General features: G+C 67.7%; 10 protein-coding genes. 3 read left to right on the forward strand and 7 right to left on the reverse strand.

Annotated elements, in window-relative coordinates; translation table 11 throughout:
* Positions 1–26 precede the first annotated feature (26 nt).
* Positions 27–566: a GlxA family transcriptional regulator gene (locus tag QX204_RS25165; protein WP_301902816.1), complete on the forward strand. Its 540-nt coding sequence runs from the start codon at positions 27–29 to the stop codon at positions 564–566.
* On the opposite strand, the gene QX204_RS25170 is transcribed toward QX204_RS25165, so the two are convergent.
* From QX204_RS25170 to QX204_RS25200, 7 genes are all read right to left on the reverse strand, one after another.
* Positions 545–1117: a hypothetical protein gene (locus QX204_RS25170; RefSeq protein WP_301902817.1), complete on the reverse strand. Its 573-nt coding sequence runs from the start codon at positions 1115–1117 to the stop codon at positions 545–547. The two genes, QX204_RS25165 and QX204_RS25170, sit on opposite strands and share 22 nt — an antisense overlap.
* 269 nt (positions 1118–1386) lie before the next feature.
* The gene (locus tag QX204_RS25175) at positions 1387–2046 is read right to left on the reverse strand and encodes a sirohydrochlorin chelatase (RefSeq protein WP_301908102.1); all 660 of its coding nucleotides are present in this window, start codon (positions 2044–2046) and stop codon (positions 1387–1389) included.
* Between the two features lie 71 nt (positions 2047–2117).
* Positions 2118–3362, reverse strand: a complete 1245-nt coding sequence (locus QX204_RS25180; protein WP_301902818.1) for a uroporphyrinogen-III synthase — start codon at positions 3360–3362, stop codon at positions 2118–2120.
* Positions 3359–3739, reverse strand: coding sequence for a nitrite reductase small subunit NirD (nirD, locus tag QX204_RS25185; RefSeq protein WP_301902820.1), 381 nt, complete (start codon positions 3737–3739; stop codon positions 3359–3361). Before nirD ends, QX204_RS25180 begins: the two co-directional genes overlap by 4 nt.
* Positions 3740–3802: 63 nt before the next feature.
* Complete coding sequence (gene nirB, locus QX204_RS25190) at positions 3803–6352, reverse strand: nitrite reductase large subunit NirB (RefSeq protein ID WP_301902821.1); 2550 nt, start codon at positions 6350–6352, stop codon at positions 3803–3805.
* 30 nt (positions 6353–6382) lie between these two features.
* Positions 6383–7837, reverse strand: a complete 1455-nt coding sequence (locus tag QX204_RS25195; RefSeq protein ID WP_301908103.1) for an MFS transporter — start codon at positions 7835–7837, stop codon at positions 6383–6385.
* Positions 7838–8127: 290 nt separating this feature from the next.
* On the reverse strand, positions 8128–9273 hold the full coding sequence (locus tag QX204_RS25200) for an MFS transporter (protein ID WP_301908104.1): 1146 nt from the start codon (positions 9271–9273) through the stop codon (positions 8128–8130).
* 250 nt (positions 9274–9523) lie between these two features.
* Between QX204_RS25200 and QX204_RS25205 the strand changes: the two genes are divergently transcribed.
* Both QX204_RS25205 and QX204_RS25210 read left to right on the forward strand, forming a co-directional pair.
* A complete protein-coding gene (locus QX204_RS25205; RefSeq protein ID WP_062983659.1) occupies positions 9524–10195 on the forward strand; it encodes a FadR/GntR family transcriptional regulator in 672 nt (223 codons plus the stop codon).
* Positions 10196–10363: 168 nt separating this feature from the next.
* Positions 10364–11848: an MFS transporter gene (locus QX204_RS25210; RefSeq protein WP_301902826.1), complete on the forward strand. Its 1485-nt coding sequence runs from the start codon at positions 10364–10366 to the stop codon at positions 11846–11848.
* Positions 11849–11865: the final 17 nt, after the last annotated feature.

Consider the following 11865-nt stretch of genomic DNA (forward strand, 5'->3'; position numbering starts at 1 on the left):
TGGCCCGCGACCATCCCCTCGTCCGGGTGCGCTCCGACGCACTGTTCATCGAGGACGGGCCGGTGACCACCGCGGCAGGCGCGGCGGCCGGAATCGACCTGTGCCTGCATCTGATTCGAGCCGACTACGGCGCCACCGTGGCGAACGCCGCCGCGCGGGCGGCGGTGGTCACTCCGGTGCGGGCCGGCGGCCAAGCCCAATTCGTCGACACCCCGCTACCCGCCGACGACGATCTCTCGCTCTCCGCCACCCGGGCCTGGGCGCTGCAGCGCCTCGACACTCCCCTGTCGCTGCGCGAACTGGCCGAACACGCGCGAACCAGCGTGCGCACCCTCACCCGCCGATTCCACGAGGAAACCGGCCTGAGCCCGCAGAAGTGGTTACTGAGTCAGCGCATCCACCGAGCCAGGGAACTGCTGGAATCGACCTCGTTGCCGATCGAGCAGGTCGCCCGGCACAGCGGGATCGGGTCGGCGGAGTCGTTGCGCCAGCACATGGTTCGCCTGCTCGGCGTTCCCCCGAGTGTCTACCGGGCGAACTTCACCTACGGCGCGACGGGCGGATAGCCGGGGTAGGGCTGATAACCCTGTGGCGTCCGTGGCGCGAAGTAGGGACCGGACATGCCGTTCCACAACAGAATCACCGCGGCCAGCCCGACAGCCAGCGTGACGGTGCTGAACACCAGCGCGATACCGGCCGTCGCGGTGACCATCGCCATCACCGTGCCGAAGACATAGAACAGCGCGTTGAGCCCGAAGAACACCGTGCCCGTGATCCGCCCCCAGTTCTTGCCCGCTCGGCAGACGAAGGCCATCCACACCCACAGCCCCGCCGTGACCAGTGAACTCACTACGCCCCCACCGATGCTCGCGTACACGAGCAGGTCGAGGTCGTCACCCCGCAGTACGCCACCCGACGCGTCGAGCGCATTGCTTCGCACCTCGTCGAGCATGGTGAGCGAGTAGGCCATGGCGAGCAGCGTGACCACCGCTCCGGTCAGCATCACGTAGAACGCGATCTGCACACTCTGCGGCGCCACCCGCGGCGCGGCGTCCACCGGCGGATAAGGGCCGGCCGGCACGGGATACGGAGCGCTCGGCCCGTAGGACTGAGGCACAGGCCCGTAGGGTGGCGGCGATCCCGGCACCGGTCCATACGGCGGCTGCGGTATCGCCTGGCTCGGCGGCTGCGGATAGGCCCCGGGAACCACCGGGTTCGCGGGGCCACGCACTGCCGACTCGTCCGGATACGCCGTCAGCCCGTCATCCTGCGATGGATAACCCTGACCCGCGGACGAATCTGACATCGAGCTGTGCCCCCTTGTTGTGAAGTCGGGGCCAACTCTAGTCGCAGCCGCCGACACCGGCCGACTGCGCGCGATCGGCTTCAGCGAACGCCGACCAGCTCGCGAGCCGCGCTCCGATACCGATCGACGATCAACCGAACAACCCCGGGATGCACGCCGATCGGATCGGCCACCCCATCGGCGCCCGCATCGTGCAACCGCTGGTGAAAGAGACCGTGCGCCAACAGATAGGACGCGATGAACACCCGCTCGGCACCCGACTCACGAAGCGAGGCAACAACTTCGGGCACCCGAGGCGTCCCGGTCGCCACATAGGCGATCTTCACCGGCGCATCCAGTTGCTCGGCCAGCATCCCCGCGGCACGCCGAACATCCTGGCGCGCACGCGAATCCGAAGAACCGGCAGCCGCGAAGACGACCGCGTCGCCCGGCTTCCACCCGGCAGCACGCAAGCGCACCGCCATGATCCGCGTCAACGCCGGATCCGGTCCCATCGCCGCCGTCACGGCGACCGCGCCGTGCCCACTCTCGGCAACCTCACGCGGAACGTCCTGATACACGTGATACCCCGAGGCGAGAAACGCCGGAACCACCACAGCGGGGCCGTCGAGATCACGCAGAACCTCCGACGGCGAGGGCCCGAGCACGTCGACGAAAGCGGTCCGCAGCGAGGCATTCGGCGCCGAGGACACCGCGACGCCGAGTTCGGCGGCCACGGCCTCGGCGAGCGCGGCGATCATTTCCACCCCGCGCGCACTGCGAGTTCCGTGCGCGACCAACACCAGTGCCGGATCACCCGGCAGCCCGGCGCTCACCACACCCCGATCGCTTGCGCGGGCCGGGGCGAGCGGGCGGGCGTTCCGATCCCCGCGGCGTGCGGTGCCTGGACAGCCGCTCGCGCGGGAGGAGTGTCGGAGCAGTCGGCCGCGTCCAACGCCAGCCGATACCCACGCTTCACCACAGTCTGAATCGCCTTGGGGGTCCCCAGACCGGCCCGCAGTCGCGCGATCGCCGTCTCCACCGCATGGGTGTCGTCGCCACCGCCCGGCAGCGCGGCCAGCAGGTCTTCGCGCGAGACGACCCGACCCGGCTGACGAGCCAGCGACCGCATCAACGCCATCGGGGCCGGCGCCAGCTGACGCACCTCACCGTCGACGACAACGCATCCACCGCGCACGCTGATCAGATGACCGGCCGCGTAGATCCGGCTGGCGCGGCGCGGAAGTTCCTCTGCCACATGGCGAGCCAGCGCACCCAACCGGGCCCGGCCCGGCATCGTGGTCGGCACGCCGAGCTCTTCGAGCGGAGCGGCGGTGATCGGTCCCACGCAGGCAGCGAGCACCCGGCCACGGAACGCGTGCAGCACCGACTCCAGGAGCCCGGTTTCCTTGGCGCGCATCAACATCGACGCCACGGCGGGCGCGCTGGTGAAGGTGACGCAGTCCAGGCTGCCGGAGATGATCGCATCGATCATCGTGTCCATCGGCCCACGATCGGCAGGCGGTTCCCACCGATACACCGGGACCGGAACCACGTCGGCGCCCGCGCAACGCAGCACCTCGCAGAAGTCGGGAACCGGCTCCCATTCGGTGGTCGCGCCGTGCAGCTGCACCGCGATGCGGACGCCCTCGACGCCCTCGGCGAGCAGATGATCGAGGACCTCGGCCGAGGACTCCGAGGCAGGCGACCACTCCTCGCGCAGCTCGGCCGCGCGGATCGCGCCCTTGGCCTTCGGGCCGCGGGCCAGCATCCGGGTCGAGGCGAGAGTGTCGCGCAGGACCTCGGCCAGACCCCAGCCCTCGGCCGCTTCCATCCAGCCGCGGAAACCGATGCCGGTGGTGGCGACGGTGATCTGCGGCGGATCGGTGATCAGCAGTTCGGTGACGCGTTCGAGCTCGGTGTCATCGGCCAGCGGGATGATCCGAATGGCAGGGGCGGACGTGACGGTCGCGCCCCGGCGGGTGAGCAGGGTGCTGAATTCCTCGGCGCGGCGAGCCGCGGTGACGCCGATGGTGAAGCCGGCAAGGCACGGGCCACTGTCGGTGGGAGAGGTCATGGGGTCTGCACCGGTTCGTTCGAGACCGCGACGACGCCGCCGTCGAGTTGGACCGCGTACACCGGCAGGGACTGGGACTCGTCGTCGAGACAACGGCCGTCGATCAACGAGAAAGCTTGCTTGAGCAGCGGCGAGGCGACGACGGGAACGCCGCCGCGATCACCGATGATGCCGCGCGACATCACCGCGGCACGGCCGAACGGGTCGATATTGCCGACGGCGGCGAGCGTGCCGTCGGTGAGTAGGAACAGTGCCGCCTGACGGCCGCCCTTCAGCAGGACAGCAACGCCGCGCCCCGGGATCAGGAAATCGAGCCTGCACGCCTGGGTCCAGGTCGCGGTCTCAGTGGTGATGGTGGGTGTGTCGATAACGGTCATCGGTTCCTCCTCCGAACGCCTTACCTATTGGTACAGGCGCCCTGTTTCCGCAGCGTTAAGTACTTATTTCCCGGCCGGTGCTGTGTCCGAAGCAACACCGACGGGCATGCCGGGAAGACCGAGGAGCACTGGTACCTTGCGTTCTCCGCTGTCGTCGAACGAAATCGTCGGGTCGGCCTGGTCAGGGGCATTGACGAAGGAGACGAAGCGCGAGAGCTTGTTCTCGTCCTCGAGCACGGCGGCCCACTCGTCCTTGTAGCCCTCGACGTGCTTGGCCATGGCGGCCTCGAGGTCGGCGGCGATGCCGAGGCTGTCGTCACAGACGACGGCCTTGAGGTAGTCGAAGCCGCCTTCGAGGGCCTCCTGCCAGGGCGCGGTGCGCTGCAGACGGTCGGCGGTGCGGATGTAGAACATCAGGTAGCGGTCGATGTAGCTGATCAGGGTCTCGTCGTCGAGGTCACCGGCCAGCAGCACCGCGTGCTTGGGGGTCAGGCCGCCGTTGCCGCCGACGTAGAGGTTCCAGCCGTGCTCGGTGGCGATCACGCCGACGTCCTTGCCGCGGGCTTCGGCGCACTCGCGCGCGCAACCCGACACGGCCAGCTTGATCTTGTGCGGCGAACGCAGGCCGCGGTAGCGCTTCTCCAGCAACACGGCCATGCCGACCGAGTCCTGCTGGCCGTAGCGGCACCAGGTGGACCCGACGCAGCTCTTCACGGTGCGCAGCGACTTGCCGTAGGCGTGGCCGGACTCCATGCCGACGTCGACCAGACGCTTCCAGATCAACGGCAGCTGCTCCACCCGAGCGCCGAACAGGTCGATGCGCTGACCACCGGTGACCTTGACGTAGAGGCCGAACTCCTTGGCCACCTCGCCGATCACGATCAGCTGGTCGGCGGTGACCTCGCCACCGGGCATCCGCGGGACGACCGAGTAGGTGCCGTTCTTCTGCAGGTTGGCCAGGAAGTGGTCGTTGGTGTCCTGCAGCGCGGCCTGCTCGCCCTCGAGGATGTGCTCGCTCGAGGTCGACGCCAGGATCGAGGCGACGGTCGGCTTGCAGATATCGCAGCCCGAGCCCTTGCCGTGCTTGGCGATCAGTTCGGAGAAGGTGCGGATGCCGGTGACGGCGACCACGTCGTAGAGCTCGGCACGCGACTGGGTGAAGTGCTCACACAGCGACTTCGACAGCGCCACGCCGGACTGCTCGAGCAGCTTCTTGATCATCGGCACACAGCCACCGCAGGAGGTACCCGCGTTGGTGCAGCTCTTGACGGCGGGGATATCGCAGGCGCCCTCGGCGATCGCGCCGCAGATGGCGCCCTTGCTGACGTTGTTGCACGAGCAGATCTGGGCGTCGTCGGGCAGCGCGTCGGCACCGAGTTCGGCGCCGGCCGGGGAGATCAGCGCGGCGGCGTCGGCGGGCAGCGGGCGTCCGACCAGCGGGCGAAGGGCCGCGTACTGGCTGGCGTCGCCGACCAGGATGCCGCCGAGCAGGGTCTGCGCGTCGTCGGAGACGACCAGCTTGGCGTAGGTGCCCTTGGCCGCGTCGTGCAGCACGACCTCGAGGGCGCCTTCGGTGGTGCCGTGCGCGTCACCGAAGGAGGCCACGTCGACGCCCATCAGCTTCAGCTTGGTGGACATATCGGCACCGGGGAACTCGCCCGCGCCGCCGAGCAGGCGGTCGGCGACGATCTCGGCGGTGGTGTATCCGGGGGCGACCAGGCCGTAGCAGACGCCCTCGATCGCGGCGCATTCACCGATCGCGAAGACGCTCGGGTCGGAGGTCTGCAGGGTGAGGTCGGTGAGGATGCCGCCGCGGGCGCCGGTCTCGAGGCCCGAGGCCTTGGCCAGCGCGTCCTGCGGGCGGACACCGGCGGAGAACACCACCAGCGACGCCTTGATCTCGGCCTCGTCGGACAGGTGCACGGTGACCTTGTCGGCACCTTCCTCCTCGATCGAGACGATCTTGGCGGTGCCGACCCCGGTGTGCACATTGAGGCCGATATCGGTGACGAGCTTCTCCAGGATCGCGCCGCCGCCGGCGTCGACCTGGGCGGGCATCAGGCGACCGTTGTACTCGATGACGTGCGGGGTCATCCCGAGCAGACGCAGCGCGTTGGCCGCCTCCAGACCGAGCAGACCGCCACCGACGACGACGCCGTGCGCGCCGGGACCGGCCGCTTCGGCGGCGGCGCGGATGCCGTCGAGGTCGTCGATGGTGCGGTAGACGAAGCACTCGGGCAGGTCGTGGCCGGGGACCGGCGGCACGAACGGGTAGGAGCCGGTCGCCATGACCAGCGCGTCGTAAGCGATCACGTCGCCACTGGTGCTGGTGACGGTCTTGGCTTCGAGGTCGATGGACTCGCCCCGCTGGCCCAGTCGCAGGTCGACCAGTTCGTCGCCGTCGTACATGTTGCCGGGCAGGGCCAGGTCATCGGCGTTCCAGTTGCCGACGTAGTAGGACAGGCCGACGCGGTCGTAGGCGGGCAGCTTCTCCTCCGACAGGATGATGACCTGCCACTGGCCTGCCTCGTCGCGCGAGCGAAGGGCTTCGACGAAACGGTGTCCGACCATGCCGTGGCCGACCACGACCACTGTTTTGCGAGTGCTGTTCATGAGAGTGACCTCCTTGGTAGTGGTCGGTTGTCAGCGAGCCGACGAATTGGCCGACGAAGCGTTGGTTTCGGCCTCGAGGACCAGGGACTCGGCCTCGACCACGACAGCGGCGTCGGAGGTAAGGCGCGGACGGCGCAGGAACACCGTCCAGGTAACGGCGGCGCAGACCACGTAGAAGGCCAGGAAGACCCAGAACGCGCTGGTAGCCGAGGCGGTGCTGGAGTAGGAGCTGCGCAGCACCATGTTGATGCCCACCCCGCCGAGGGCACCGATGGCACCGACGAAGCCGATCAGCGCGCCCGCGGTGTTCTGCGACCAGGCCGCCTGCTCGGTCCGCGACAGCGGCAGGCTCTTGGACTTGGCCTCGAACACCGACGGGATGATCTTGGTGACGGCACCGTTGCCGAAACCGGACAGGACGAACAGGGCGATGAAGCCGGCGACCAGCAGGGTCATCGTGGCTCCGGTGGCGACACCCTTGTTGCCGTCGGCGACCGTCGAGGCGGTGATCACCAGCAGCGCGGCGACCATCATGGCGCCGAAGGTGGCGATGGCGACCTTGCTGCCACCGATCCGGTCGGCCATCTTGCCGCCGTAGGGGCGGGCCAGCGAACCGAGCAGCGGGCCGATGAAGGCGATCGAGGCGGCGTGGATGGCGGCCTGGGCGGCGGTGTCGCCACCGGCCTTGAAGCTGATCTGCAGGATCTGGGCGAAGGCGAAGCTGTAGCCGATGAACGAACCGAAAGTGCCGATGTAGAGGAAGGCGATCGCCCAGGACTGCGGCACCCGCAGGGCCTTGACCATGTAGGACAGGTCGGCCTGCTGGTTGGTCAGGTTGTCCATGTAGAGGGCGGCGCCGACGGCGGTGATACCGACCAGGACCAGGTAGACCGCGCAGATCACCGAGGCGTAGTCGCCGCCGAGGGTGACCAGCACCAGCAGGCCGAGCAGCTGGATCACCGGGACGCCGATGTTGCCGCCGCCGGCGTTCATCCCGAGGGCCCAGCCCTTGAGGCGCTGCGGGTAGAAGGCGTTGATGTTGGTCATCGACGAGGCGAAGTTGCCGCCACCGAAGCCGGCGAACGCGGCCACGACCAGGAACGTTGTGTAGGAAGTGCCGGGCTGGTTGACGAAGTACAGCGTCAGCATCAGCGGGATCAGCAGCAGGAACGCCGAGAAGATCGTCCAGTTGCGGCCGCCGAAGCGGGCGGTGGCGACGGTGTAGGGAATGCGAAGGAACGCGCCCACCAGCGTGGGCATGGCGACGAGGAAGAACTTGCCCGCCGCGTCGATGCCGTACTTGTCGGTGGGCATGAACAGCACCATCACCGACCAGATCGACCACACCGAGAATCCGATGTGCTCGGCGATCACAGACCAGATCAGGTTGCGCTTGGCGACGTCCTTGCCGCCGGCCTCCCAGGCCGCGACATCTTCGGCATCCCAGTGCGCGATGTCGTGGTTCCGCTTCAGCGTGCTCAAGATTGGGCCTCCCAAAAGTGCGATGGCCCAACGGTAGGAAATGGGTATTGCCGAAATGCTGCGGGAAATGTCGCGCGAATCAACGGTTTCTCACCTTCACCCGGTCAGGGAGGTGAGATCAGCCCTTTTGTTTCGGGCATGTGTCGCAACGATTTCCGCAGGTAAGGAAGCGGCAAGAAATCGGAGGTAACCCCCGTGAGGGTGTGAGCTACGACTCGTCTCGACAATTTTAGGTCAGAGTCACGCGCACCGCACTTCGGCAAGCGACCGACGGTGAGAAGTTCGATTACCGGTTACCAAGAATCTTCGAGCATGCGCGGTTTGCAGGCTTGCCACGCACCCGCGAGGAGCACGCCGAGAGCGACGAACAGCATGGCGAACGGAACGAGCCAGCCGCCGGTCCACGTGTGCAGCATGCCGAACAGCAGCGGGCCGAGGCAGGCGACCGCGTAACCGACGCCCTGGGTGAAGCCCGACAGCGCCGCGGAGCCCTGGGGCGTGCGGGTGCGCAGATTGATCAGCGTGAGTGCCATCGGGAAGGTGGACGGGCCCAGACCCAGCAACACCACCCACAGCAGGGTGGCGTGCATCGGCGCTACCAGCAGGCCGACGAAAGCGGTCGCGAACAGCACCATGCAGCCGACGACGACGGGGAACGGATTGCGCATCCGCGAGACCACGGTCGGCGCGCCCAGTGCCGGGATCAGCCCCATCAGCGCGAACAGCCCGACCATGCTGCCGCCGAAGCCGGCGCTCGCGCCCGCGTCGGACAGGATCTTGGGCAGCCAGGCGAACATCGCGTAGGTGGTCAGCGAGGTCATGCCGAACATGCCCGCCATCCCCCAGGCCACCGGTGAACGCCAGACCTTGCCGGCTTCGGGCGCTTCGGCGGGCAGCCCGGTGGTGTCGACCGTGTCGCGACCACGCCGCTCGCGCAGCACCACGAACCACGGAATCGCGGCCGCGAAACCGACCAGCGCCCACACGCCCATCGAGATCCGCCAGCCGTGCGCCTCGGCCACCGGCACCGCGATGAACGCCGGGATGACAGTACTGAGCTGCACCATCACGATATAGAGCGAGCTGATCACGGCCAGGTGATCGCCGAAATACCGCTTCACCAGCGGCGGAATCACCACATTGCCGATGCCCATGCCGAGCAGCGCCACCCCGGAGAACGCCAGCAGCGCGCCGGTCCCCGTGGCGAACACCCGCACCAGCGACCCCGCACCGGCCAGCAGCATCGCCACGAACACGGTCCGTTCGAGCCCGAACCGGCGCACGAACAGCGGCGCGACGAGCCCGGCGAGACCGAACATCGCGGTCGGCAACATGCCGAACACCCCGACGATCCCCGTCCCGTACCCGACCTCGGCCCCGATCGTCTCGGCGAGGGGACTGAACGCGGTGACAGCGGCGCGCAAGGTCAGCGCCGACATGATGATGGCCGCCAGTACGAGCAGCCGACCTTCGATCAGCGACCGCTCGGTGATCGCGGGAGACGGGTCGACTCGACTACGCCGGTCGTCCACGAGGGTCGACTCGGCGCCAGAAGCCGGCTGGAAATCGCGGAGTGGCGGCACCCGGAAATCATAGGATGACCCGATGACTGCTGCCAAGCGACTGTGAGCGATCTCCCGAACACGAGGACACGGGTAACTCACCGAACAGCCCAGTACCCTTGCTCACGTGCAACCCGTCCGGCGTACCAGCCTCATCGCCCAGGTCACCGAACAACTTCGGGCCGAGATCCGTTCCGGCCGTTGGCCGGTAGGTCAGCGGATCCCCACCGAACCCGAACTCACCGAGCTCACCGGGACCGGCCGCAATACCGTCCGCGAGGCCGTCCAGGCACTCGTGCACGCCGGCATGCTCGAACGCCGCCAGGGCTCCGGCACCTACGTGATCGCCACCTCCGAGGTCGGCGGCACCCTGGGCAAGTACTTCGCCGACGCGCACGAACGCGACATCCTCGAACTGCGCCAGGCCCTCGACACCACCGCGGCGGGCCTGGCCGCGCGCCGCCGCGACGACGCCGATATCGCCACCCTCCAGCGCTTGCTCGCCGAACGCAGCAACCGGAGTTGGGCCGAAGCCGATCCGGTGGCCATCGCCGCCGACGTCGAATTGCACCGCGCGATCGTCGTCGCCAGCCACAACGCGGTATATCTGGAGTTCTACGATTCGCTGCTGCCGATCATCGAGCAGGTGATCCACGCGCGGACCGCGAAATCCGATGACGCGTACGACACCGAGCACGCCGAGCTCGTGCAGGCCGTCATCGACGGTGACGCGGAGCGAGCCGTGCAGGCCGCCAACTGCTTCCTCGGCTCGCTCATCGCCGAATACCCGGATCGCTGAGCCCACAACAGGTTCGGTTACTGAATCCAGGTAAACGAGCTGTCACCAGCAGCGAATTCGCGCGGTGAGCCCGAGTTGCCGGGAACGTCACCTGAGGCCATGGTCCCGCAACAACCGGCTCCTACCTTTATCTCGACACCGCATACGCGCTCGATCGAGAGGAAGCCGATGACCGCAATCGCCGCCACCGGCCAGGCGACGGAATCCCCGTCGTTCGAATACCAGAAGAAGGGCCGCTGGATTTCCCACTGGGACCCCGACAACACGAGGTTCTGGGAGTCCGGCGGCGCGAAGACCGCCAAGAAGAATCTGTACTTCTCCGTTTTCGCCGAGAATCTCGGCTTCAGCATGTGGGTCATCTGGGGCTCCATCGTCACCGCGATGGGCCCGGCCGGCTTCAGCTTCCTGGAGGGCCTCGGCAAGGGCAACGCGGTCGCCGTGAGCAACGCGCTGCTGCTCACCTCGATCCCGACCCTGGTCGGCGCGGCCCTGCGAGTTCCGTACACCTTCGCGGTACCGCGGTTCGGTGGGCGCGCGTTCACCGCGTTCAGCGCCGCGATGCTGTTCCTGCCCGCGCTCGGCATCATCTACTTCGTGAACCAGCCGAGCACACCCATGTGGGTGTTCCTGGTGCTGGCCTCCCTCGCCGGTGTCGGTGGCGGCAACTTCTCCTCGTCGATGTCGAACATCTCGTTCTTCTTCCCCGAGGGCAAGAAGGGCGCCGCGCTCGGCCTCAACGCCGCGGGCGGCAACCTCGGTGTCGCGCAGACCCAGCTCATCGTGCCGCTGCTGATCACCTTCGGCACCCACATCATGGCCAAGGACGCGGGCGGCTACCGCTTCGGCATCACCCTCGCCGTGCTGTTCTGGCTGCCGTTCATCGCGGTCGCGACCGTCGGCGCGCTGTACTTCATGGACTCGCTGTCGGAGGCCAAGTCCGACGGCAAGTCCTACAAGCTGGCGCTGACCAACCGGCACACCTGGATCATGTCGTTCCTCTACATCGGCACGTTCGGTTCGTTCATCGGCTTCTCGTTCGCCTTCCCGACGCTGATCAAGGCCACTTTCCCCGACCTGGCCAAGATCGGCTGGATCACCACCCTGGGCAACCTGGCCTTCCTCGGCGCCCTGGTCGGTTCGTTCAGCCGCCCGTTCGGTGGTTGGGTCTCCGACAAGATCGGCGGCGGCGCCAAGATCACGGTGCTCGTCTTCGGTGGTATGTCGATCGCGGTGGCGGGCATCGTGGCCGCTGTCGACATGAAGAGCTTCCCGCTCTACCTGACCGCCTTCCTCGTGCTGTTCATCCTGGCCGGTATCGGTAACGGCTCCACCTACCGGATGATCCCGTCGATCTTCAACGCCACCGCCAAGAAGTACGCCTCCGAGCACGGCATGGACCTGACCGAGGCGGCCACCTCCGCCAAGCGTCAGGCCGGTGCCGCGATCGGTGTGATCGGCGCGGTCGGCGCCGCGGGCGGCTTCGTGGTCCAGCAGGCCCTTCGCCTGTCCAACGTCCACCTGAAGACCATGGCCCCCGCCTTCTGGGCCTACGCCGCCGTCTTCCTCGTCATGGCCGCCGTCACCTGGTGGTGCTACCTGCGCAGTTCCTTCGCCACCGACAAGGTTCCCTCACTGGCCTACGCCAGCGTCTGAGCCATCACCCATCCCGG

The sequence above is a fragment of the Nocardia sp. PE-7 genome (genome assembly GCF_030486425.1).
In the GTDB taxonomy this organism is placed as follows: Bacteria; Actinomycetota; Actinomycetes; order Mycobacteriales; family Mycobacteriaceae; genus Nocardia; species Nocardia salmonicida_A.